Source organism: Clostridium sp. AF17-21AC (assembly GCF_003461365.1).
Lineage (GTDB): Bacteria > Bacillota > Clostridia > Lachnospirales > Lachnospiraceae > Coprococcus > Coprococcus ammoniilyticus.
Genome location: NZ_QTWY01000002.1, coordinates 443,474 through 468,545 on the forward strand (window position 1 = coordinate 443,474; position 25,072 = coordinate 468,545).

Genomic DNA, 25,072 nt, shown 5'->3' on the forward strand with positions numbered 1-25,072 from the left:
ATTTTCTTATCTGCTATTTCCGTCTGCGCAATCTTGAAATAAAAAATCCATCGCAGTGATCCACTCCCTGCAGCAAAGTGATACACCCTTTTTCTGCACGTTTTTTTAAACATTCCGGCATATAGTCAGAAAGGCTTTCCAGTTCGTACTCTTCATGTGCCTTTAAAAATGTTGTCACGTTTTCTTCATTCTCGATCCGGTCGATCGTACAGGTGGAATAGATCAGTGTTCCTCCCGGTTTTACATAGGCGGCACAGACATCCAGAATCGTCTTTTGTATTGCTGCAAGTTCTCTTACCATATCCTCTGTTACATGATATTTAATATCATTTTTTCTCGCCATAACACCAAGTCCGGAACAGGGAAGATCTGCAAGAACAACATCTGCTTTCTCAATCATATCCGGATCCGGAACCGCTGCATCCCATACCTTTGTTGATACGTTATGAAGCTCTAACCGTTCCAGATTCTCATCGATCTTATCAACCTTTTCTTCTGAGATATCACGCGCATATACATGTCCCTGTTCTCCGGTCTGTTCTGCCGCATACATGGTCTTTCCGCCGGGAGCTGCACAGACATCAAGAATCACATCACCCGATCTGATCCCTGCTGCAAGCACCTGCAGGCTGGAGCTCTCATCCTGAACCGTAAACAAGCCTTCATGGAATCCCGGAACCGTACGGATATAATCATATCCTGAAATAATCAGGGACGTCTGATTATAATATCCTTTTTCTACTTTTATGCCTTTTTCGATCAGAATATTCCGAAATTTCTCAGTTGTCGTCTGCATCGTATTTACACGGATCGTTGTGCCACGCTCCTGCTCGCCTGCCTGTAGGATCTGCTCTAACTGGTCTGTACTGTATTCCTTTAACAGAAATCCCACCAGCTCCTCCGGAACTGAATATTTCACAGACAGATATGATTCTACACCATCCTCCATGGAAGGATAAGTAATTGCAGCTTTGTTCCTGCATACACTCCGGAGCACGCCATTTACATACCCTTTTAATGTCCGGAACCCTCTTTTTCCTGTCAGGTTCACATATTCATTACAGGCAGCTTCATCCGGTACTGCATCCATATAAAAGATCTCATATGCTGCCATCCGTAAAATACAGCGGATGACCGGCTTACATTTTTTAATTTTTGTTTTTGAAAATTGATTAAGAATATAATCCAATCTGATCTTCTGCTCTGTTACACCCTCCGTCAACCGGCTGATGTAAGCACGTTCTTTTTTATTCATAAACTGATTTGCCCGGAGTGCTCCACCTAGAGCATCCCCTGCAAATCGATCATTACGGTCAATATCAAGCAGAATATCCAGAACGATCTCTCTTGAAGTTTTACTCATATATCATCTGACCTGTCTTAAGTTTATTTCCTGCAAGAAATGCTGCACAATCCATCGGCTTCTTGCCTTCCGGCTGAAGCTTTCTTATCATTAATGCTCCATTTCCACATGCAACCGTAAAGTTTTTCTTCGTCACACGAACGATCATTCCCGGAACGATCTGTGTTCCATCCTCCAACGTCTCCTCCGGTTGTTCACAAACGGAAGCCTCATAGATCCGTACAGTCTTCTGATTCATCTTCGTATAAGCAACCGGCCATGGCTGTAACCCACGGATCAGTCGTTCCAGAGAAGCTGCATCTTTTGTAAAATCAAGCTCTCCCATTTCTTTCTTCAGCATGGATGCGTAACAGCTTAACGAATCATCCTGTGGTGTCCGTATCGCTGTATGGTCTTCAAGCTTTGAAAGTGTAGACAGGATCAGCTCTGCACCTGCGTCTGCAAGTTTATCGTGAAGCGTAACTCCGGTATCGGTATCTGCGATCGGAACAACCGTCTTTTCGATCATATCTCCGGTATCTAATCCCTTTGCCATATACATCGTAGTAACACCGGATTCTGTCTCACCATTAATGATCGTCCACTCAATCGGAGCTGCTCCTCTGTATTTTGGAAGCAGTGACGCATGGATATTGATGCATCCGTACTGTGGAATATTTAAGATAGATTCCGGAAGGATCTGTCCATAGGCTGCTACAACGATAGCATCCGGCTGATAGTCCCGGATAATCTGAACATTTTCTTCCTCCCTGAGTTTTACCGGCTGATAAACTGGTATATCAAGGGAAAGTGCCTTTTTCTTAACAGGTGTTGGCTGAAGTGTTTTTCCCCTTCCCTTCGGTTTATCTGGCTGTGTAAAACATGCAAGAACCTTGTGCCCTGCATCTACGATTGCCTGCAAAGGCTTTACAGCAAATTCAGGGGTTCCCATATATATAATATTCATACGATTGTATCTGCCTCCTTATAGTCATCTGGTAATTCTTTTATTCTGTCTCGTATAAGCCATCTTCTACTTTATCTTTATATAAGATCCCATCCAGATGGTCAGTCTCATGGCAAATTGCCCGTGCCAGAAGTCCTTCCCCTGTTACTGTGATCTCATTCATATCTCGATCCAGAGCTTTGCACACAACATGCATAGGTCTTGTCACCTGACCAACCTTACCCGGAAGGCTCAGACAGCCCTCATCTCCGGTCTGTTCGCCGGAAGTCTCTATGATTTCCGGATTAATGAGCGTCAACGGACTCTTATCTCCGATATCAATTACAACGATTCTTTTTACAATTCCTACCTGTGGCGCTGCAAGCCCGACACCATTTGCCTCATACATGGTATCAAACATATCATCGATCAACTGAGATAACCGTGGAGTCATCTCCTTAACAGGCTTACATATCTTTCTTAAAATACTGTCGCCATCGATTCTTATCTTTCTTGTTGCCATCTCACGTTCTCTCCTTAATACATATTTAAAGGATTAAAGTCAAATTGAAGACTTAAATCCTGAACTTCTTTTTTCTCTGATATATATTGTTCTATCCGATCTTTTAAAACCACCAGCTCATTATACCGATAATTCTTAATATAGACAACCCTTCTGTAAATATCACGGATTTTTGCAATTACCGGAGCTGACGGTCCGATTATCTTCATGTTCCGATCATCTACCGAACAGCTTCTGATATAATCACAGATATCTTCCGCCATCTGATCCAGAAAGGCTTCATCTGAACTTACCATCAATACCACCATCATATTCCATTCCGGCGGATATTTCATCAGTCCCCGATATGCCTCTTCTTCTTTATAAAAATAAGAATAATCCTGTTCGGCTGCTGCTTTTATCGCATAATGCTCCGGCTTATAGGTCTGGATCACAACCTTTCCCGGCTGTTCCCCTCTTCCGGCTCTTCCTGCCGCCTGGGTGATCAGATCAAAGGTTCGTTCTCCTGCCCGGTAATCATTCTGAAACAGCGTAAGGTCTGCAAGAATGATCCCAACCAGTGTTACATTTGCAAAGTCATGTCCTTTTACGATCATCTGTGTTCCGACCAGAATATCAGCTTCTCCGTTTCCAAACTTTTCCAGGATCTGTTCATGCGCATTCTTCGCAGTTGTTGTATCCTTATCCATACGAAGGATCCTCGCCTGTGGAAACAATCTCTGTACCTCTTCCTCCACCTTCTGAGTTCCGGTTCCATATCCGCCGATCAACCCTGAATGACAGGAAGGACATACTTTTGGCTGAGGCATCTGGAATCCACAATAATGACAGATCATCTGATTATTTCCATGCCTGGTCAGGCTGACATCACAGTGTGGACATTTCAGTGCCTCCCCACAACTTCTGCATGACACGAAACTGTTATATCCTCTTTTATTGATAAACAACATTACCTGCTGCCTGCGGGCAAGCCGATCCGCGATATCATCTGCAAGTTCCCGACTTATGATCGATCGGTTTCCTGCTTTTAATTCCTTTCTCAGGTCAACGATTGATGTCTTTGCGAGTTGTCCGCTTCCTGCACGTTCATGCAGTTCAAGCAAACGATATGTCCCATTAAGTGCCCTGTGATAACTCTCAACGGACGGAGTTGCCGAACCAAGCAATACACTTGCATGTTCAAGCTCCGCCCTTTTTACTGCTGTCTCTCTTGCATGATACTTCGGCGGATAATCACTCTTATAACTTGATTCGTGTTCCTCATCTATAATAATGATCCCCAGGTTCTGAAATGGTGCAAATAATGCCGAACGTGGACCGATCACAACATCTACATCCCCGTTCTTTGCCCGCATGAACTGGTCATACTTTTCTCCATCACTCAATCTGGAATTCAGGATTGTCACCCGGTCTCCAAAGTAATTCCGGAAATACCGTACGGTCTGATATGTCAGTGCAATTTCCGGGATCAGAACGATCGCCTGTTTTCCCATCTTAACTGTTTTCTTGACAATATTCACATAGACTTCTGTCTTACCGCTGCCGGTAATTCCATGCAACAGATAAGTCTGTTGATGTCCCTGTTCCATATCATGGGTTATCTCATCTACTACAATCTGCTGTTCTTTGTTTAAAGTGATCTGAAATCCCTCTTTATAGTCATAAATCCCCGCCGTCCGATATCGTTCTTTGCTGATGACTGCGATGACTTTTTCCTGCTGCATCGCTTTCAGTGTAACCGAAGAGATATTCAGTCTCTGTCTGACAATATCCATTGACAGATACCGTTCCGGCACTTCTTCCAGCGCCTGTAGCAGCCGCAGCTTCGCCTGTGCATGTTTTTTCTGATATTGTTCTCTGACCTGTGCTAACTGTTCTGCATCCATCTGATCCGTCAGCACAACCATCTGATCCGTCAACTGCCGGATCGTCTTCTTTACCGGCATTACCATGCGGATTGCATTGATCATTGTAGATCCATAGTTCTCCCGGATCCATGCAGCGAGCGCAAGCAGTCGTCCTTCCACCGGAACCGACCGGTCACAAAGTTCTGCAATCTTCTTGATCCGATCCGGCTGATATTCCGTCTGATCCGAAAAACCGATCACATATCCTGTACGAAGGTGGTTGCCTCTGCCAAATGGGATTTTAACCATGCTTCCTATCTGGATTTTTTCCTGTAATTCATCCGGTATCCGGTATTGAAACGGCCGGTCAATGGCTTCATGCGAAATATCGATTATTATATCCGCATATCTTGGTAACATCTTCTTCCTCCAGTATCTCCCGGATCAGGTCTCTCTCATCCATGTGATATTTCACACCCTTGATCTCCTGATAATCCTCATGTCCTTTACCTGCAAGTACGATCACATCGCCCGGTTCCGCATGCATGATCGCATACCGAATTGCTTCCTTCCGGTCAATGATCTCAACATATTTTCCTGTTGTCTTATCGATTCCTGTTTTTATATCATTGATGATTGCCTGTGGATCTTCTGATCTTGGATTATCCGATGTTATGATCGTGAGATCTGCCATATTTCCGGAAACCTCGCCCATCTCAAATCTTCTCTCTTTGGAACGGTCTCCTCCACATCCAAACAGGCTGACCAGTCTGCCAGGATTATATTCACGCAATGTTTCCAAAATGCTTTCAAGACTGACTGCATTATGTGCATAGTCGATCATGATCGTGAATTTGTCTGAGATTGGGATCAGTTCTACTCTTCCCTTTACCTTGATCGTTTTCAGGATTGCCTGTATCTTGTCAAATGAAACGCCCATCAGATCTGCAACTGCAATCGCTGCCAGTGAATTATAAATACTGAAATTACCCGGAAGATTAACCAGAACATCACCATTTAATTTTCCAGACAAATGATAACCAATACCCAGATGTCCGTCTTTGTTATACAGATTATGATCGTTTGCCTTGTAATCATAATCGCCATGAATTCCATAAGTCACAATCTTGCAGGCTGCATGCTCTGTCATCGTATCTACATGTGCATCATCTGCATTGAAGATACCCGTTTTGCACATCGTGAATAATTTGCTTTTCCACATTGCATATTCTTCAAATGTCTTATGTTCATTTGGTCCGATATGATCTCTGGAAAGATTTGAGAAAATACCGTAATCAAAATCAACCCCTGCCACACGGTCAAGCATCAATCCCTGTGAAGACACTTCCATAACAACACTGTCTAAGCCATTGTCGAGCATGTCCTTTAACTTCTTATGCACGATCATGGATTCCGGTGTCGTATTGTTCGCCGGTATGACTTCTTTTCCATCCATGATCTCGATCGTTCCGATCAGTCCGGTCTTGTGTCCTGCACTCATCAGCATCTCACGGATCATATATGTTGTTGTTGTCTTGCCCTTTGTTCCTGTAATGCCGATCACTGTCAGCTTGGACGAAGGATTTCCATAAAAATTGCTGCTGACGATTCCCATCGCATACCGGGTACTTTCAACCTTTACGATCAACACACCCGGAACTGGATTTACATCCTTCTGGACGATCAGACAGACAGCTCCTTTTTCTGTTACATCTTTTATATATTCATGCCCATCAAACTTGGCTCCCACTATACAGAAAAACAATCCCTGTGCTCCAACTTTTCTGGAATCATTATAAATCTCTTTTATCTCAATATCTTCATCTCCGCAGATAACCGAATACTGCAGTCCCTTTAATAATTCGCTTGCTTTCATATGCTGCTCTCCTTTTTAGAAAAGAAAAAGGTTGCGCAAAAATGCAACAACCTCTTTTTTTATTAGTTATCTTCTTCGTCGTCACCGACAATCTTTACTTTGCCGCTGTAAAGCTCATCAACTGCTATGGATAAAGGCTTATTGCTTGCTGTATTTACAAGTGGCTCCTGTCCTGCTATTATCTCTCTTGCGCGCTTAGCAGTTGCAAGCACGATAGAATATCTGCTCTGAACTACCGGATGTTCTCCAGGTTCAACCTCTGAATTTACAACTGCCATTAAGTCTGTGTATGATGGATGTAACATAAAATTATATCCCCTTTCTATATTTTTTCTTACCAGATGCCTTTCAGGTCATCTCTTATTTCTTTTATATAAGCCTGATTATTTGATGTTCTGCATGCATAGCCTACGATCACTGAATTCACCGTCTGTATACATTCTTCCAGATCATCATTGATCACTATGTAGTCATATTTATCCATGTCTGCAGACTCTTCTGTTGCTTTCTTTAAACGCTTCAGAATTACATCCTCTGCTTCCGTTCCTCTGCCCCGCAGTCTGTCGCGCAGGCTGTCAATGCTCGGCGCACTGATAAAGATCAGCAATGCATCAGGGTACTGTTCTTTGATCTTCATAGCACCCATGACTTCTATCTCAAGGATAATATTTTTACCCTGATTCAGACTTTCTTCCACAAATTTTCTTGGTGTACCATAGTAATTCTCAACATATTGTGTCCACTCGATAAATCCGCCATAATCAATCAGATTCTCAAATTCGCTCTTATCCATGAAAAAGTATTCTCTTCCATGTTCTTCTCCGGTCCGTGGACTTCTGGTTGTTGCTGATATCGATAACTCATATCCATAATCAGACACCAGTCTCTTTACAACGGTACCTTTTCCGACTCCGGAAAAACCTGAAATTACAATTAATGAACCTCTGTTTCCCATCTTTGTTTACTCCAAATTCTGTATCTGTTCTCTGACTTTTTCAATGTCCGTCTTTAATTCGATCGCACGGTTTGATACATCCAGTGAGTTTGCCTTGGAAAGGATCGTATTCGCCTCTCTGTTCATCTCCTGCGCAATAAAATCAAGTTTTCTTCCAACACTTCCACCTGCCTCCAGAATCTTTCTGGTGCTGTCAATGTGGCTCTTCAGACGAACCGTTTCCTCATCTACACAGATCTTGTCCGCATATATAACAACCTCGGTTGCAATCCGGTTCTCATCGATTGCTGAGCTATCAATCAGTTCTGAAATCTTGTCGATCAATTTCTGACGATAAGCTGTTATAAGCTCCGGTGATACTTCTTCAATATAATCGACTGCAGCCGTCATATTGTCAAGCTTCTCCAGCAGATTAACCTTCAAGTTCTCACCTTCCACCATTCTTGACTTCACAAACTTATCAGCCGCCTCGTCAAGTGCACCTTGTATCAGGCTCCATAACTCATCTTCATCTACTGTCTGCTCTTCCAGAACAAAAACCTCCGGAAGTCTGCATATAATCGATGGACTGATATCATTTGTAAGATTAAAATCTGCTGCCATCTGATTCATATAGCCAACATATTCCTCTGCCAAATCTTTATTATATTTTACTGAGACATTTGTCTCGGTCAAATCTTCATAAGTGATAAAGACATCTACCTTACCACGTTCTATATACTTCTTTAAATATGCTCTTATAGTTGTTTCAAAAAAACTCAGTTTCTTTGGTGTTTTTACATTGATCTCGCAAAACCTGTGATTAACAGCCTTAATCTCCACAACTATCTTACGGGCTCCGGAAACGACTTCGCTTCGTCCAAAACCTGTCATGCTCTTAATCATAAAAATCACATTCTCCTTAAAACAATGGATACTATATTATACTTCAACCGCCATAAAAAATCAAATATTTTATCTCGTTACTTCTTCTATTCCACGGATCACCGGTTCTGCTATCATTGAATAATTCGTATGATAGATGACAAATCCCGGTTTGGCTCCTGCCGGCTTCTTCAGATTCATCCGTTTTGTATAGTCGATCTCCACCTTTGGATTCTCTCTTCCAGACGAATAATATGCTGCAAGCCTTGCCGCCTCTTCATAGGTCTGATCCGGAAGTTCTTCTGCTCCCTCCATCCGTACGATCACATGCGAGCCCGGCATCTTCTTTGCATGGAACCACATGTCCCCGCCATTTGCGAACTTAAATGTCAGTTCATCATTCTGCAGATTATTCTTGCCGACATATATATGAAAACCATCAGATGATATATAGTGATATGGCTTGCTCTTGCTGGTATGCTTATCCCCTTTTTTGCCATATCTTCCCTTGATATATCCGCTGATCATCAGCTCTTCTTTTACCTGAGCTAACGCATTTTCATCCAGTGTCATATCGATAAATGTCTGAACCGATTGTAGATATTCCAATTCATGTCTGGTCTCAACAGTCAGCTTTTCTAACGCCTCATATGTCCGCTTCTGCTTGTTGTACTTTGCAAAATACCGTTTGGCATTCTCAAGCACCGATATTGTCGGATCGAGTGGAATCTCGATTTCTTCATTTGTGTAATAATTCAATGCACGGAAGCTCTTTGTTCCCTGCTCCACTCCATATCCATAGGTATTGATCAGCTCACCATATACCTTATATTTCTCCCGACCTTCGGTATCCTTCATCTGCTTTAACTGCAGATCATATTTCTTGCTGGCTCTTTCAATCGCAGTTGAGATAATTTTCCGCAGATCTGCTGATTTCTGCCGGATTCTTGTTACCTTACTCTTCTTATAATAATACTCATCTAAAACCTTTGAAATTTCATCCTTATCTTCTACCTGATAATCCTGATACATACTGAGTCTTACTGATGAAAATTCAACCGGAATATACCCATCATATACAATATTCGGCACATAGTTTTCTGCCTTTATATCGGAAACCATTTTCTCAAATTCCTGGTACAGCTTCTCTTTCTGAATATCCGTTAACGCTGCTGTTGACTGTCCGCCATCGATTCCCACACGATAACAAAGCTCATTTGCGATCAGGGGTGAAATACCTGTAACTGAGGTATAAATTGCCTTTGTAACAGTCACAGGCTTTGTATATACCGAAGATGCAAAATAATCCTGATCTGTATCATATGGAGAACGCTTATCACCGGACGGCGGATATACATAAGCTTTACCTGGAAGGACCTCTCTCACCGAGCTTACCAGATGGGATATATGCTTAATACTATCAATTATCATTCCATCCGCATCCGTGAAGATAATATTACTGTGCTTACCCATGATTTCTATAATAAGCTTCTTTTTGCACAGATCTCCCATCTCATCGAGGTGCTCGATCGTGAATTCCACGATACGTTCAAAGCCCGGCTGGCAGACATCTACGATCCTGCCATTTCCGATATGCTTACGAAGCAGCATACAGAAATTCGGAGCTGTCATCGGATTCTCCTTAGGCACCTGCAGCAGATAGATCAGAGGCAGACTTGCATCTGCAGATAACAGTAAGCGGTAATTCTCCCTGTTGTTTTTTATAATAATATTCAGTTCATCATTTTCCGGCTGGTAGATCTTATAGATCCTTCCATCCACTAATTTCTTTTTCAGATCACTTACAACATTTGATATTACAACTCCGTCAAAAGCCATATGAAACCACCTTTCCTGCACAGCTCCACCTATTTTCGTACGACCGCAGCCCCAGATCTGTATGTTCTGCGGTAAAAAGGCAGAAAATGTATCGCAACATCTTCTGCCTGATTTTTCATTTATGAAAAATGAGTTTGACCGTTTGTTTTTATAATGAATTGTAAAGATCGTTATAGATCTTTGCTGAATTGTACCAGGAGTAATCCATTCTCATGCCACGCTCCTGAATACCATACCATGCGTCTTTGTTGTTATAATAAACTTCCTTTGCATAGTTGATCGCATCTAACAGCTCATATGCATTATAATTTGCAAATGAGAAACCTGTACCTGTATTCTCAAACTGGTTATATGGTTCTACTGTATCTTTCAGACCACCAGTCTCTCTTACGATCGGAACTGTTCCATAACGAAGTGCCATTAACTGAGTCAGACCACATGGCTCAAATCTGGATGGAACAAGCATAACATCACAACCCGCATACATCTTATGGGATCTTTCATCCGAATAATAAATATTCGCAGAAACCTTTGCAGGATGAATGCCCTGATAATAACGGAACATATCTTCATATCTGCTGTCACCGGTTCCAAGAACGATGAACTGGACACCATCACAACAGATATCATTCATAATGCGATCAACCAGATCAAGTCCCTTCTGGTCTGTCAGTCTGGATATAATACCGATCACAAACTGCTTATCATCCTGTGGAAGTCCACATTCCTTCTGAAGTTCAACCTTGTTGATCTTCTTCAGTTCACGGAAATTGTCGACACTGTAATTCTTGTACACCTGTGAGTCTGTAGCAGGATTCCATACATCGTAATCAATTCCGTTTACAATTCCCCAGAGTGACTGCCATCTTGCACTCAGAAGCCCATCCAAGCCTTCACCGTAATATGGTGTCTGAATCTCTCTGGCATATGTGTTACTTACTGTTGTGATCTTGTCTGCATATACAAGACCACCCTTTAACATACTTGCATCTTTTCTGACTTCCAGCTTATCCGGTGTGAACACATAATCCGGAAGACCGGAATCTGCCTTGAGCGTATCGATATCCCACTTACCCTGGAACTGTAAATTGTGGATTGTCATAACAGACTTCATGCCACTGAAAAACGGATTTCCGGCAAATAACGTTTTCAAGTATACCGGAACCAGACCAGCCTGCCAGTCATGGCAGTGCAGGATATCCGGCTGGAATCCTACTGCCGGCAGAATACATAATGCTGCCTTTGAAAAGAAGCTGAACTTTTCAATATCCCACTTTACATCTCCGTATGGGGTAAATCCATTGAAGTAATATTCATTATCAATAAAATATACTTTTACTCCTTCGTATTCCAGATACATAACCCCGACATAATCATTCTTATATCCGATATCCATATAGAAATGGGTCAGATACTGCATTTTTTCTCTGTATTTATTTGGAATACAAAGATAGTTTGGCATGATAACCCGAACATCATATTCATTTCTGTCAAATATTTTTGGAAGTGTTCCTACAACATCCGCCAGACCACCCGTTTTGATAAATGGTACACACTCTGAAGCAATATAAGCAACTTTCTTCATCTTCTCTTATTTCCTCCCATGGAATAACTCCAAAATAATATTAATTTTATCATATTTATACATATAATTCAATGAATAAAGGTGCTGCATTTTATTGCAATTATAAAATTTGGCTGTGGACTTTTGGTTACTTTTCCATTATGATGAAAATGATCGGTCAACACAGTTTTAAATGGTATCCGGCATACCCGGAAATGACCGTCAATTTTATTTTAATAAGGAGACCAAACATGGCAAAACAGAATGATGATGAATTAGATGATATCGAAATGATGTCACTTGAACTCGACGACGGAACAAACCTCGAATGTGAGATTGTTGCTACCTTTGATGTTGAGGATACCTCTTATATTGCTTTGCTTCCTGTCGAAGCACCGGAAGGTTATGATGATGACGAGGTTCTTGTATACCGTTATATTGAACTTCCAAACGATGAATTCACACTGGAACCAATTGATGATGAAGAAGAATTCGATATGGTTGCTGATGCTTTTGATGAAATTCTGGATGAGATGGAATTCAATTCCATGTCTGAAGATGACTAATCATCTTCAGACACAGTAACCAGATTATTTTTTATCGTATATTCGATACTTAATGTTTTTGTAATCTGATCTTTTTCAAAATACACACAGATTTTTTTATCATCCACAAATGTTATGACACCTTTGCCATATCGTTTGTGGATGATTTTATTTCCAACCTGCAGCATATCATAGTCGATCACCATTTCTGTTACGAACCGGGAAATCTGTCCCGTCTTTCCATACACCACCTTCGGTACATAGATATACAGACCATATCGTGCCCTGGTAACGGCAACATAGAACATTCTCCGTTCTTCCTCCAGTTCCGCATCTGTGACCGATTTCTTATGGGGCGTCATTCCTTCTACTGCATTCATGATAAATACCTGATCAAACTCCAGTCCTTTTGCCCCATGCATCGTCGCAAGTACAACTGCATCCTTTGCGTGTTCCGCTGTTTTCCCCTGTTCCTTCAGTTTTATCCTATATTCATTTAACAGGTTAAACCACTCAATAAAGGAATCGGCACCTCTTGCCATCTCCTGAAATTCATCCGCAATATCCATATACTCCTGTGGATCGATTCCCCTATATGAAGCATATTCCTTCAGATATTCATCATACCCAACCGCTTTCCTGATATAATTAACGGCTGCATATGGTTTTAATTCTGCGATCCTCCTGAAATCCGTTTCCAGGGTTACCAGATTCTGCACTATCCTGTGATTGTCCTTATAGAATTCCTGCATCCGCTCCAGATCTACCGGATCAGTTTCCAGACACTCCCGGCTTATATACCGGTTCGGTCGATTTATGATCCGTAAAAATAATGCCCGTTCTCGGTTTCCAAGTGCTGCCTTAATATAATCAAGGATATTCACAACGACAAAATGGGAAAACAGATCCGGCATATTATCCTTCATCCGGAATGGAATATTATTCTGCATCAGCTTCATTGCAAGTCCGGATGGTTCCGAATTGGTACGATAAAGAATAGCAATATCCAAATATGGGATACCCTGCTGATTCATCTCCCGGATTTTCTGTATGATACCATCTGTTTCCTGCCGCATTCCCTCGACTTCAATCACATGCACACGCTCACACTGACTTTTCTCAAATGCAGACCGGATCTCCTTCTGATACCGCTTCTTATTGTTCTTAATAATACGTCCTGCCGATTCCACGATTGCACTGCTGCATCTGTAATTTATACTTAAGCAGACCATCCGGGTATCCGGGAAATCATCCGGAAAGCCAAGCATGATCCTCGTATCTGCGCCACGGAATCCATAAACAGACTGGTCGTCGTCTCCCACCGCAAATATATTATGTTCTTTTCCTAACAGCAGCTTCACAGTCTGATACTGGATCCTGTTAATATCCTGAAACTCATCAATCAGAATATACCGGAACCTCTGCTGCCACATTCTCCGGATATCCGGTCTATCCCGAAGCAATTCATATGTAAATACGAGCATATCATCAAAATCAATCTTATTATTCGCCCGAAGTACCTCTTCATACTCCCGGTAAGCAATCCGGAAATCTTCCGGCTTCATGTTCATCGAATGATACTGTCCGATCGGTGTCAGTTCACTTTTTACCAGACCGATCTCTGCAATTACATTTTTTGCAAAATCATCCTGTCCATTGTATTCCATATTATGTTTTTCAATAATACTGCGAATGATCTGATATTTCTCCGATTCCAGTATGATATTGCTTCCATTATATCCATAGGCTTGACGTAAGATCATAAAGAATACCGAATGAAAGGTTCCAAAAGTAACACCACTCGAATATCCCATTATTTTCTCAAACCGGCTTTTCATCTCACCTGCTGCTGCCTTGGTAAAAGTGATCACCAGGATCTGACTTCCATTTACCCGACCATGCTCCAACATATATTTCACCCGGTGCGTGATCACCGTCGTTTTTCCACTTCCCGGTCCCGCCAGAACTAGCATTGGCCCTTTTTCATGCCGGATCGCTTCTAATTGTTCTTTACTGAATTGCTGTTTTTCTTCCAATCGTTCTTCCCTTCAACAGAAAAGAGAACAGGACGGATACAACCATCTGTCTGTTCTCTTTCTCTTTCCTGTTATAAAATTCTGCTGTAGTTCTTCTTTATCAGATTATCTACCGCAGCATTTCTTATACTTCTTACCACTACCACAAGGGCATGGATCATTTCTTCCAACCTTTGGAGGCTTTACAAGTGTTCTGGATGTCTTCTCTTTCTTATAGAGTTCATCTCTCTTTTCCTGTGTAAGGATCTTGTCCCATGCAGGTAATGTATATAACCATTCTGCATTGCATCCAACCATATTCATATACAGCTTCTCATAATCAATACCAAGTGTTACTTCTGAATCCTCTGTAACCTCGTCGAGATTATTCGATGTGATCAGACTGTCATCAATTCCATCCAGGAAACCGATCATGGTCTGGATACTTACTTCAAACTTCTCTGCAAGTGCCTTTACTGTTCCTTTTACAGGATCTGCCTTTGGATTTGCAAGAATTATTTCATAAATACCTTTTTCTGCCTGAAAATAATCAAACCAGAACTGCTTTCCTTCTGGTGTTCTGTCATCAAAACCATACGCATAATCGCGCCACTGTGATAATAAACTCATGTTACATACCTCGTTTCAATTTTTAAAACTTTATAGAGTATATCAGATAATCCCTTATTTTTCAACATTATTCTTTTCTGTTTCATCTGACGACACAGCCTGATCTGCCAGTTCTTTTCCTTTTGCTGTAAGCAGCTTTGTGATCAGACTGATTCCATAAAATAATACCGGAACCAGAATGCACAGAAATAATGCCGCTGAAAAATATTCACTGCCTGTTATTCCCAAGATAAATGCCCAGACAACCAGTCCAAGAATCACAAGGACCATAAGAAAGGCTGCTATCCGCTTCATTTTCTCCATTAAAGTTCTTCCTTTATCTTCTTAAAATATTGTTTTATGTTCTGCTCATATCCATTATCCGTCGGTTCATAAAACTGTCTGTCTGCGATCTCATCAGGCAGATACTGCTGCTTTACATAATGATTTGGATAATCGTGTGCATATTTATAACCTGTATGTCCAAGCTTCTTTGCTCCGCCATAATGTGCATCCCGCAGATAGACCGGAACTTGTCCTGTCTGCTCATGTTCCACAACATTTTTTGCAGAAAAGATCGCATTCACGATCGCATTACTCTTTGGAGCGCACGCCACGTAGATCGCCGCATGTGCAAGTATGATCTGAGCCTCCGGCATACCGACCCGCTCTACCGCCTGCGCACATGCTGTTGCAACACAGATTGCATTTGGATCCGCATTTCCAACATCCTCACAGGCACATATCATGATCCGTCTTGCTATAAATGTAATGCTTTCTCCACCGCACAGCATCTTTGCCAGATAAAATACGGCAGCATCCGGATCGGAACCACGCATACTCTTGATAAATGCAGAAATGATATCATAATGATTGTCTCCGTCCTTATCATATCGGAATGCTCTTCTCTGAATACATTCCTCTGCCACCGACAGCGTAATATGAATCTGCCCATCTGCTTCCGGTTCGGAAGAAAGAACTCCAAGCTCTACTGCATTTAGTGCACTTCTGGCATCACCTTCTGACATATCACTTAAGAATTCCACGGCATCATCATCTATACATGCATTAAAGGCTCCCATGCCCTTCTGGTCATAAACAGCCTTTAATATGATCTCTTTTATATTTTCTTTTGACAACGGTTTTAATTCAAAAATATTAGATCTTGAAATTAAAGCCCCATTCACTTCAAAGTAAGGATTCTCTGTCGTTGCTCCGATCAGGATGATCGTTCCATCCTCCACAAATGGAAGCAGATAATCCTGCTGTGATTTATTAAAGCGATGGATCTCATCAATAAAAAGTATGGTTCGTTTTCCATACATTGCCTTCATATTCTTCGCTTCTTCTATGATCTGCTCCATATCCTTCTTACCAGAGGTTGTTGCATTAATCTGCTTGAAATCCGCCTTTGTCGTATGTGCGATCACCATGGCAAGCGTCGTTTTTCCGGTTCCCGGCGGTCCGTAAAAAATCAGCGAGCTAAGCTTATCCGCCTTTATCGCACGATAGAGTAATTTCTCTTTTCCGATAATATGCTCCTGCCCGATCACCTCATCCAGGCTCTCAGGTCGCATTCGTTTTGCCAGAGGAGAATCATCATCCTTCTGGTTTTCTCTCATATAATCAAATAAATCCATTCTTATTCATCCTAAATAACATCAAGCTTCTTAAGGATCTCGTTGAATTTCATAATATCAATCGGTTTGCAGATGTAATCATCATAATCATCACTGGCCTGATTGCTGTCAAAGCTGGTTTCATCCAGTGCACTTGTCATAATAACCTTTGACCGTAACATTCTGGATACGCCATGCTTTCTCTCTGCATTTCGAATCGATGCAAGTACCTTATATCCATCGATCTTCGGCATCATGATATCCAGACAGACAAGTTCAAAATTTTCGCCCTTTTCCAAATGATTTACAAATTCATCAACAGCTGCAATTCCATCTGGTGTAATTACAACTTCTCCAAATTTACTTAAATATTTTGATAAAAACTTTGCATTTGCAACATCGTCCTCAGCAATTAATATTCTCATGACAAACTTCCTCCTACTTTAAAATCTAAGCATCTTTTCAATCTGGTTCAGCATCTCTTTTACTTCAACACGAAATGTTTTCTTGGAATATTTGGTTCTTCGCTCTAAAAGGCCCTCTGTAAATATACCGTTAAACATCAATGTCAATTCCCGTGGGGTAAATACCTCCCGAATCTCTCTGTCTGCTATAGCGTCTTCAAACAGCTTACAGACAAATTCATTTCTCTTCAGAATACATTCAGAAATAACCTCTCGTGTCTCACTCAGATGCAATAATTCCTCATAATGCAACATAATCGCACCCATACCGATATAATTATCATAATAGGTTGCATATGTATCTGCATAAAACCGTAACTTATCCATATTCGATCCGGTCTGGTGATCCACGGTCATCTGGATATTCTTATCAAATGCCGCATACTGTACGACCACTTCCGTCAATACTTCATCAATACCCCCGAAGTATTTATAGATCAAAGTTTCGGATATATTTTCCTTACGAGCCAGATTCTTGGTTGTCAGAGCATTCAATCCCAGATCGCCGATTAATTCAACTGCCGATGCAACGATCTTATCCCTTCTTGAAACGTAATTCTCAGCCACACCGTTCTCCTCTCAACACATAAACTTACACCCAATATACACTATATAATTCTATGTCATGCTCTTTCGTTTGTCAATCAAAAAAGCTTCAAATTAATATACGCAGAACACAGTTGTAATCTTCTCTTTTTTCTTCTGTTTTCAAGGTGCTTTTATGCCTGTGTTTCTGATGAAACACCTGTTTTTATACAGTTACAGTCGTCAGCATATGCTTTTTCCGGTCGTAATAATAAACATTATAAGAAAGGATATCCTGTCGGTGAAGCACACTATCATTTGCTTCTTTCACAATATCTGCCAGCATCTTTGGCTCCGACACTTTTCCAGCCTCCACAAACATACACTCATGAATACTGGACGGCATAATATAGATACTGTCCCCAGCAAGCTCCGTACACATATCAAGGATTCCCCTGTACAACATAGCTCCGGCTCCGTTTAATCCCATTTCATTTGATATTACATACAGTTCTCCGCACTCGCCCGAAAACTCATCTTCCACAAATGCAGGAAGACAGTTTCTCGCCTTCAGATATGCTGTGATCCGGTCGATCACTGGAGGAAAATATCTTGGAGTATTCCTTTCTGCCAGTTGGTAAAGTGTCTTCGTATCTGTATGCCATCGTTTCAGATCATCCTCTGATACCGTTGATGATGCCATCCCATTCTCACCTTTATGAAAGACACATCGAAATATGATCGCAAGATCATGAAACGGAATATACGGAACATGCTCCAGATATTCTTCATTCATACTTTGATTCACAACCGTATAGATCAGCCGGTTCTTCACCCAGTTAAAATCCATATAGTTCTGAATTTCATTGTCGGATGATACTTTGGTACATCGTTCCGTAAAGATATCCTTTATTCTCAAAACAACAGTATGTATCTCCTCCTTTTGAATATCCTCTCTATAAAAATCGTCAATATATATCGTTGGTGTTATCATGGAATTTCTGTCCCTTATATTGATTCCTGTAAGGATCAACCCGTTATTTTTTACAACTCTGGTAACCGCAACCTCCATATTGTCCGGTTCAAATAAAACTTCCAGCCCATCTCTGACTGTTTCTGTAAATTCATTAAATTTCATTTTATCTCTCCTTCGCAGCTTCTTTGTCTGAAACATTTCGAAAAAATGATAAAATCCGGATTCTATTGCTGAAATATTTCTTCCATCATGATAAAGAATTTCCTATGTGTCGTCAACATTTTGCGTGTGTTTATTTGTAACAGCTTGTGCGTTTCTGTAACAGTTTTTCTTCCGAACAAACAAAAACGGATGTGTATTTCGCATCTTTCTTATCAAAATCTGCAAAAAACACATCCGCTCTTATATTTTTTTATCGATGGATAACAATGCTTTTATCCGCCTGCTCACAGGCAAAACCAGCCATCCCTATTTATATTCTTTTACATATTTTGACAAAAAACTAACAAATACGTCCATCTCTGCATCCGTTCCGATCGAGATTCTCAGATAATTGTCAATCCTTGGCTTATCAAAATAACGCACATAGATATTATTCTCTTTTGCCGCAGCAAAGATCTCCTTTGCAGGAATACTCTCATGTGTTGCAAATACAAAGTTTGCAGTTGATGGCAGACAGGTAAATCCAAGCTCTGCGATCTCTTTCACAAATCTTTCTCTGGTTGCAATGATCTGTCCAACCTTCTCCCTGAAATATGCATCATCATGAATGGATTCTACACCGAGCACAAGAGACGGGCGGTTCATCGTATATGAATTATAGGAGTATTTCACATCATTTAAGGCTTTGATCAATTCAGGGTTGCTGATCGCATAACCGATTCGAAGTCCCGCCATGGAACGTGATTTTGAAAAGGTTCTGACTACCACAAGATTGTCGTATTTGTCGATCAGCGGAAGTGCTGTTTCTCCTCCAAAATCAATATATGCCTCATCTACGATCACGATCACGTCCGGATTGTTCTTTATGATCTCCTCTACATGATCCAACGATTCGTAGATACCGGTCGGTGCGTTTGGATTCGGGAATACGATTCCACCGTTTTCGCCCTTATAATCATCTATCTTCAGACGGAAGTTCTCATCAAGTGGCATCTGCTTATATGGAATTCGGAACAGTTCTGCCCATACATCATAAAAAGAATATGTGATATCCGGGAACAGAATCGGTTTATCCGAATTAAAGAAGGTCAGAAATGACATTGCAAGTACATCATCGGAACCTACACCTACAAATACCTGTGATGCATTCACACCATGATACTCCGCCAGTGCATCCACCAGTGCGCCTGCTGTCGGATCCGGATATAACCGTAACAGATCCTCATTATCCTGAACCGCTTTTACTCTTGGAGACGGTCCATACGGATTCTCATTTGTATTTAATTTGATCACATTTGTATTCTTTGGCTGCTCACCAGGTACATATGGTTCAACCTGACGAATATTATCTCTCCATGATGCCATGATTTATCCTCCATGTTATCTCTGCTAATCAGCAGGTTATCGTTTTCAGTTGTCTATTCTATCATTTTGCAGGATGAGATACAAGATAAGAATCATAAGACTGCAGCTCACCCGTATCGTCAGATGCGGTAAGGGCATCACTGAGTTCCCTGCTGTAAAATGCTGTGATCAGGATTGCATTTTTATTTAACCGTTTCAGATAATAAAGCCGGTCATAACATTTACTATAGTCAAAAAACCACCCGGATCCTGTTTTTGTATTTTCTGAAAATGCCATTTTCCGCTCCATATTCAAACTGACATACTACAACCTTCGTTCTATGCCGGGGATAGGTACATTCTATATCTGTACTGCCCGGATAGAAATATTATACTCAATTTTTCAGATATGGCATATAAATCCTTTTATAACAGAATGTGTTTTTTCCAAATTCCGGTTTTGTAAAATAAAAATGATATTATAGCTCCAACGGCTGTCGCGATCGGTATAGATATCGCAATTCCTCTTACACCAAGTTCACAAAGGAACGCCAGAACATATGCTAACGGAATACGAACGATAAATGCAGATATCATATTTGTAACCAGCGTAATCCATCCATTTCCAGTTGCAGTTGAAACCGTATTAAATGACATGATAAATGGAAGTCCCACATATTCAAACGAAAAAGCAAAGATATACGGCATACCATAGACTAGGACATCTTCTTTTACGCCAAACAGATGAAATATCTGCTCCGGGAATATGTGCATCAACGTAAACACGACCAAAGACACACCAATACAGAGAACCAGACAACAGTGCATAGTCTTTGATGATCGTTTCACATCTTTCTTGCCCATATTCTGTGCAATCATGGCTGATGCAGCCGAGCTGATCGCTGCTTCCGGAAGAATTGCAAATCCATTAAAGTTATTTACTATTCCTGCTGCAGCCGATGCTGCTACACCACCCGCCCTGTTAATGAATGTAGTCAAGATCAAAAACGAAAAATTTGTACCAACCATTTGAATACTAAGCGGCAATCCGGTACGAAGCAGAGTGTGGAATTCCTCTTTTATAAAATGAAAAGAAGATGGTTTGAAATCAAACATAAAATCATGATGTTTTAAATATATTATACAAAATAACATCGAACAGCCCTGTGCAAATACAGTTGCAACAGCAGCACCACCGGCTCCTAAATGACATCCGGCAACCAGCACCAGATCCAGAATAATGTTGATCACACATGCAATCATAACAAAGATCATCGGTGTCCGGCTGTCACCAAGTCCACGCATAATTGCACTTAATGCATTATAACCATAAATAAATAATAGGCCCAAAGTGCAAATAAACAAATACTGTTCTGCCTGTGAAAATGCCTCTTCAGGTGTATCAAGTAATCGAAGTAACGGCTGTTTTAATATAAATAACAGTACCATAAATGCTGCTGCCATAACTGTCAATGTTATGAATAATGTACTGATCGCTCCATTGATCTTATCCTTACGTTTTGATCCTAGATAATTTCCAAGCATCACAGTTCCTCCGCCTGACAGTCCCGCGGCAAGATTTGTCAAGATCACAAGCACCTGCCCTCCGATATTAGCTGCCGATATAGAATTTGTTCCGCCAAAATGTCCTAAAATGATCAGATCGATCAGGCTGTATAAGGACTGGATCAAATTACTGATAAAAAACGGCACAGCAAACCATACAAGCTGCTTCCAGATATTTCCTTTTGTAAGATCATGTTCAAATGTACTCATGTCTACATTCACCTCTTTTGTAATTAAAATGGTATATATCCTTTATTAAAGTCATGTTTTTATTTCTAATTCATACGCTCTAACATACTTATATCGCCAGACTGTATTGCCTGAATATTCTTTTTAATTCGTTCTTCTTCCCAGTCCCACCATCTGATTTCTTTAAGTTTCTGAATTGTTTCTTCATCAAATCGTTTACGGATTGGTTTTGCCGGTACTCCTCCAACTATCGTATATGACGGCACATCTTTTGTTACTACTGCACGAGTGCCTATAATTGCGCCATCACCGATTGTTACACCAGACAAAATAACTGCTTCATATCCAATCCACACATCATTTCCAATTTTTAGCTTATCCTTATTAACAGGATAATGATACAAAACATTATTTTTTCAAAATCAATCGGATCATGTACAAAATCATTGTACATTGTATAATCCCCTACCTCTATATCAGGGGTATTTATTACATTTTTCAGATAAACGATCTGTTTATCGAATGTTCTTGGGAAAATATTATCTTTCATTTTCGGCCTCCTGTTGTCGAAAATATCTGTATAATTCTCGAAATCTCAATAACTGCAACCTTCAGCATCACACCACCGGACATTTTAGTTTGATATATTTTTCTGCATTTCCTGTAGAAAATGATCCATGTGATCTTCCAGAAGCCTTATCACCCGACTCTTGTCATCTACTCCATCATATATGCTGTAAAGCAAAAAAATAGGTCCATAAAAATCAAGTGCTGTCTGTCTGGCTTTTCTTGCATCCCCCAGCATATTCGAGAACAAAGCTTCTATATAAGTTAATGGTCCACCTGCAAGATAATTCTGATATAACTGTGCCATCTGCGGCTCCCTGTACTGTTCCAATGTCAGCATCTTACGGAAACAGGATGAGAATTCTTCTTCTGTCCAGTGAAGAAACTGCACCTTTGTAAACTGCTTAATTTTATTATATGCTGTTTCTTTGTACTCAGCTGTAACCTTTTCCAGATCGCCCTCCGGCATTTCATACCGCTTTACTCTCTCCATATCCAGTTCATTCATTTTGTCAATAATACTGTCCAATATCTCCTGCTTGCTTTTATAATGCTTATACAATGCAGCCTTGGTTACTCCAAGCTTTGAAGCAATATCATTCATGGATGTTCCCATATATCCACTCTGTGCAAATAATTTCAAAGCTTCTTCCAGTATTTTGTCCTTTGTGTTCTTTTCTTTAATCTCCATACTTGTCTCCTAAATCAGCCTCATCAATCGGTTACCTTTTGGTTACTTTATTGTAGTTACCTATTGGTTACTTGTCAACAATTATTATTTAAAAACAGAAAAGCACATCATTAACTGCCTATCAAACTCTTCCACTTCCTGCTCGTCAACCAGATAGCCCTCCGGCAATCCGTGATAACGGATACCATACTCGCTTGCCTGTCTGAAACCACTCTTACCATAAAAATCAATATTTTCCTTCATGATATTATATTTTACAAAATCATCCAATGACACCGTCTCATACTTTTCAGGCATTCTCTCTTTATCATCCTCCGGCATATCATGCTCTGATGCCTGCTCACTATCCTGTTGCTTCATCCGCTCCACAATACAGTTAAAAATATCTTTTTTGCTCTTATAATGATGGTATAATCTCCTTTTGTCATACCAAGTTCTCCTGCTATCTGGCTGACTGAGGCAGTCTCGTAACCATCCCTGGCGAAAAGATTAAGTGCCGCAATTAATATTTCTTCTTTCCTATTACTCATACTAATAACCTCCGGGCAAAAAATAAACGACCGTTTACACTTTTATTTTAGTAAACGTTCGTTTATTTGCCAAGGCTTCATTTTTTAACATTTAAGCAAAACCTGAAATGTTCTCATATCGGCTTTTACACAAAACAAATAAACTATAGCCGAACGGTATATTTGTTTGCATAATATACCATTCGGCTATGCCTATCATAAATAAATTTACTTACTAACAGAAACATCCATAATACAATCTGTCTGATCATAATCTATAGAAACACTATATCCATCATCCCGCTCCGCATCATAAGAATCCTCATCTTTATCTGCGTCCTTTGTATATCCCCTTTTCTTGCATAAATCCATATATTCCTCAAATTGTGACTCTGATACTCCATACACATCAAAGCATAGATAATCATCCAGATCTAATGTTACTTTTATAACTTCTGCTTCCGGCTTATCAATCTCTGTTCCAATCTCTTTTTCTGTCCATTGTACGGTCTCTTCACTATCAGATTCCAAGGAGTATTTCTGTGATTTGAAATCATAATATTCTGTATATAATCTACCATTACTTACGAATTCTATTGTTGCAATATCCGGCTGCATAAGTTCCAGATGTGCTTTATCCTTTAAATAATAAATTCCAGAAAAATAGTGACATGGTACGTTAGATACTTCATCTCCTTCTTTCACCAATCTTTCTACACTTGTATTCATTCCAATTGTTTCTTCTTTTATTTTAATCATATCGTCATCACTCAAATTAAATTTCTTCTCTATGTCCGAATAAAACTTTTGTTTTTCTTCTTCCGTTATTTCCTCTTTTTCAGTATAGTCCAGGCCGAAATAAACAATGTCCAACTTTGAATTATTTACATAATTCATCACAATATGTCTGTCTCCATCTATTATTCCTTCTCCTACATTCCAATCAATATCCTCAATTTTTACAGTTTCAGAGTCTGTTTTTTTATTATCTTTTTGCTCTTGATCTGTTCCTACACTGTGACAACCTGCTAGCAACATGATTGCCCCAATAAATGTTGTGATTATAATTTTCTTTTTACTTCTCATTTGTCTTCCCTCCATTTTCAGATTTTCCATTAATGCTATTAATATAAACTCTCGCCTGTTGAATAAGTTCCGTCATTTTTTCTGTTTCACATTCAAGCATTCTCACATGTACTTCCATCGCATCTTTTCTTACATTATCAGGTGCATCTATAATTTCTTTTACCTCCTCCAGTTTAAACCCAAGCTGTTGTAAGAAACGAATCATTTGTGCTCTCTGAAACGCCTGCTCATCATATAGCAAATGACCATATTTATTTTTTGCCGAAGGCTTCAATAAACCAGCCTGCTCATAACATTGAATACTTCTTCTTGAAACATTCAATCGTTCACACATTGTTCTTAAAGTCATTAGTTCCATATACATCCTCCTTCAGCCTAAATCTGCACGTTACGTGCTGTCAAAGGCTTTTATGATTTTTTATTTCATAAAAGAGAATGTTTTTTTCGCG

At 40.3% G+C, this 25,072-nt stretch carries 26 protein-coding genes and 1 pseudogene; 1 reads left to right on the forward strand and 26 read right to left on the reverse strand.

Going from position 1 to position 25,072, the window contains the following annotated elements; all coding sequences use genetic code 11:
* Positions 1–13: 13 nt before the first annotated feature.
* The 10 genes from rsmB to glgA all read right to left on the reverse strand — a co-directional run bounded on the left by rsmB (position 14) and on the right by glgA (position 11,777).
* Positions 14–1,363 carry a 16S rRNA (cytosine(967)-C(5))-methyltransferase RsmB gene (gene rsmB, locus DWW85_RS04960; protein ID WP_117807715.1) on the reverse strand — a complete coding sequence of 450 codons (1,350 nt, stop codon included), beginning with the start codon at positions 1,361–1,363 and terminating at the stop codon, positions 14–16.
* Positions 1,356–2,309, reverse strand: a complete 954-nt coding sequence (fmt, locus tag DWW85_RS04965; protein ID WP_117807716.1) for a methionyl-tRNA formyltransferase — start codon at positions 2,307–2,309, stop codon at positions 1,356–1,358. Before fmt ends, rsmB begins: the two co-directional genes overlap by 8 nt.
* Positions 2,310–2,349: 40 nt before the next feature.
* Positions 2,350–2,811, reverse strand: a complete 462-nt coding sequence (gene def / locus DWW85_RS04970) for a peptide deformylase (protein ID WP_117807717.1) — start codon at positions 2,809–2,811, stop codon at positions 2,350–2,352.
* A 14-nt stretch (positions 2,812–2,825) separates the two neighbouring features.
* A complete protein-coding gene (gene priA / locus DWW85_RS04975; protein WP_117807718.1) occupies positions 2,826–5,078 on the reverse strand; it encodes a primosomal protein N' in 2,253 nt (750 codons plus the stop codon).
* A complete protein-coding gene (locus DWW85_RS04980; protein WP_117807719.1) occupies positions 5,035–6,534 on the reverse strand; it encodes a UDP-N-acetylmuramoyl-L-alanyl-D-glutamate--2,6-diaminopimelate ligase in 1,500 nt (499 codons plus the stop codon). Before DWW85_RS04980 ends, priA begins: the two co-directional genes overlap by 44 nt.
* A 62-nt stretch (positions 6,535–6,596) precedes the next feature.
* Positions 6,597–6,839 (reverse strand): DNA-directed RNA polymerase subunit omega, encoded by a 243-nt coding sequence (rpoZ, locus tag DWW85_RS04985; RefSeq protein ID WP_021943235.1) that lies wholly within the window; start codon positions 6,837–6,839, stop codon positions 6,597–6,599.
* A 29-nt stretch (positions 6,840–6,868) separates the two neighbouring features.
* A complete protein-coding gene (gene gmk, locus DWW85_RS04990; RefSeq protein WP_021943234.1) occupies positions 6,869–7,489 on the reverse strand; it encodes a guanylate kinase in 621 nt (206 codons plus the stop codon).
* 6 nt (positions 7,490–7,495) lie between these two features.
* Positions 7,496–8,374: a YicC/YloC family endoribonuclease gene (locus DWW85_RS04995; protein WP_117807720.1), complete on the reverse strand. Its 879-nt coding sequence runs from the start codon at positions 8,372–8,374 to the stop codon at positions 7,496–7,498.
* A gap of 69 nt (positions 8,375–8,443) precedes the next feature.
* On the reverse strand, positions 8,444–10,192 hold the full coding sequence (locus tag DWW85_RS05000; protein ID WP_117807721.1) for an NFACT RNA binding domain-containing protein: 1,749 nt from the start codon (positions 10,190–10,192) through the stop codon (positions 8,444–8,446).
* A gap of 148 nt (positions 10,193–10,340) precedes the next feature.
* The gene (glgA, locus tag DWW85_RS05005) at positions 10,341–11,777 is read right to left on the reverse strand and encodes a glycogen synthase GlgA (protein ID WP_021943231.1); all 1,437 of its coding nucleotides are present in this window, start codon (positions 11,775–11,777) and stop codon (positions 10,341–10,343) included.
* A 230-nt stretch (positions 11,778–12,007) separates the two neighbouring features.
* Here glgA and DWW85_RS05010 point away from each other — a divergent pair, with 230 nt between their 5' ends.
* Positions 12,008–12,322: a DUF1292 domain-containing protein gene (locus tag DWW85_RS05010; RefSeq protein ID WP_021943230.1), complete on the forward strand. Its 315-nt coding sequence runs from the start codon at positions 12,008–12,010 to the stop codon at positions 12,320–12,322.
* On the opposite strand, the gene DWW85_RS05015 is transcribed toward DWW85_RS05010, so the two are convergent.
* From DWW85_RS05015 to DWW85_RS05085, 16 genes and pseudogenes are all read right to left on the reverse strand, one after another.
* Positions 12,319–14,337, reverse strand: coding sequence for an ATP-dependent helicase (locus DWW85_RS05015; protein WP_117807722.1), 2,019 nt, complete (start codon positions 14,335–14,337; stop codon positions 12,319–12,321). The genes DWW85_RS05010 and DWW85_RS05015 overlap by 4 nt on opposite strands.
* Positions 14,338–14,442: 105 nt before the next feature.
* Positions 14,443–14,946: an SEC-C metal-binding domain-containing protein gene (locus DWW85_RS05020; protein ID WP_021943228.1), complete on the reverse strand. Its 504-nt coding sequence runs from the start codon at positions 14,944–14,946 to the stop codon at positions 14,443–14,445.
* 54 nt (positions 14,947–15,000) lie between these two features.
* Positions 15,001–15,249, reverse strand: a complete 249-nt coding sequence (locus tag DWW85_RS05025) for a hypothetical protein (RefSeq protein WP_021943227.1) — start codon at positions 15,247–15,249, stop codon at positions 15,001–15,003.
* Positions 15,249–16,565, reverse strand: coding sequence for a replication-associated recombination protein A (locus DWW85_RS05030; RefSeq protein WP_117784984.1), 1,317 nt, complete (start codon positions 16,563–16,565; stop codon positions 15,249–15,251). Before DWW85_RS05030 ends, DWW85_RS05025 begins: the two co-directional genes overlap by 1 nt.
* An 11-nt stretch (positions 16,566–16,576) precedes the next feature.
* A complete protein-coding gene (locus DWW85_RS05035) occupies positions 16,577–16,969 on the reverse strand; it encodes a response regulator (RefSeq protein WP_021943225.1) in 393 nt (130 codons plus the stop codon).
* Between the two features lie 18 nt (positions 16,970–16,987).
* Complete coding sequence (locus DWW85_RS05040) at positions 16,988–17,575, reverse strand: TetR/AcrR family transcriptional regulator (RefSeq protein ID WP_117807723.1); 588 nt, start codon at positions 17,573–17,575, stop codon at positions 16,988–16,990.
* Positions 17,576–17,759: 184 nt separating this feature from the next.
* Positions 17,760–18,671: a DUF5688 family protein gene (locus DWW85_RS05045; RefSeq protein ID WP_021943223.1), complete on the reverse strand. Its 912-nt coding sequence runs from the start codon at positions 18,669–18,671 to the stop codon at positions 17,760–17,762.
* A gap of 306 nt (positions 18,672–18,977) precedes the next feature.
* On the reverse strand, positions 18,978–20,036 hold the full coding sequence (hisC, locus tag DWW85_RS05050) for a histidinol-phosphate transaminase (protein WP_117807724.1): 1,059 nt from the start codon (positions 20,034–20,036) through the stop codon (positions 18,978–18,980).
* A gap of 61 nt (positions 20,037–20,097) precedes the next feature.
* The gene (locus DWW85_RS05055; RefSeq protein ID WP_181986499.1) at positions 20,098–20,325 is read right to left on the reverse strand and encodes a hypothetical protein; all 228 of its coding nucleotides are present in this window, start codon (positions 20,323–20,325) and stop codon (positions 20,098–20,100) included.
* A 116-nt stretch (positions 20,326–20,441) separates the two neighbouring features.
* Positions 20,442–21,791: an MATE family efflux transporter gene (locus DWW85_RS05060; protein WP_117807726.1), complete on the reverse strand. Its 1,350-nt coding sequence runs from the start codon at positions 21,789–21,791 to the stop codon at positions 20,442–20,444.
* 65 nt (positions 21,792–21,856) lie between these two features.
* Positions 21,857–22,320 (reverse strand): annotated as a pseudogene (locus tag DWW85_RS05065) (CatB-related O-acetyltransferase).
* 84 nt (positions 22,321–22,404) lie between these two features.
* Entirely contained in the window at positions 22,405–23,028 is a 624-nt protein-coding gene (locus DWW85_RS05070; RefSeq protein ID WP_117807727.1) for a TetR/AcrR family transcriptional regulator, read from the reverse strand.
* Positions 23,029–23,112: 84 nt separating this feature from the next.
* Positions 23,113–23,388: a hypothetical protein gene (locus DWW85_RS12890; protein WP_242996036.1), complete on the reverse strand. Its 276-nt coding sequence runs from the start codon at positions 23,386–23,388 to the stop codon at positions 23,113–23,115.
* Positions 23,385–23,558 carry a TetR family transcriptional regulator gene (locus tag DWW85_RS12895; RefSeq protein ID WP_242996038.1) on the reverse strand — a complete coding sequence of 58 codons (174 nt, stop codon included), beginning with the start codon at positions 23,556–23,558 and terminating at the stop codon, positions 23,385–23,387. Before DWW85_RS12895 ends, DWW85_RS12890 begins: the two co-directional genes overlap by 4 nt.
* Positions 23,559–23,765: 207 nt before the next feature.
* The gene (locus tag DWW85_RS05080; protein ID WP_117807728.1) at positions 23,766–24,623 is read right to left on the reverse strand and encodes a DUF6591 domain-containing protein; all 858 of its coding nucleotides are present in this window, start codon (positions 24,621–24,623) and stop codon (positions 23,766–23,768) included.
* Positions 24,613–24,981, reverse strand: a complete 369-nt coding sequence (locus tag DWW85_RS05085) for a MerR family transcriptional regulator (RefSeq protein WP_161117288.1) — start codon at positions 24,979–24,981, stop codon at positions 24,613–24,615. The genes DWW85_RS05080 and DWW85_RS05085 overlap by 11 nt, the downstream gene beginning before the upstream one ends.
* Between the last annotated feature and the right edge of the window lie 91 nt (positions 24,982–25,072).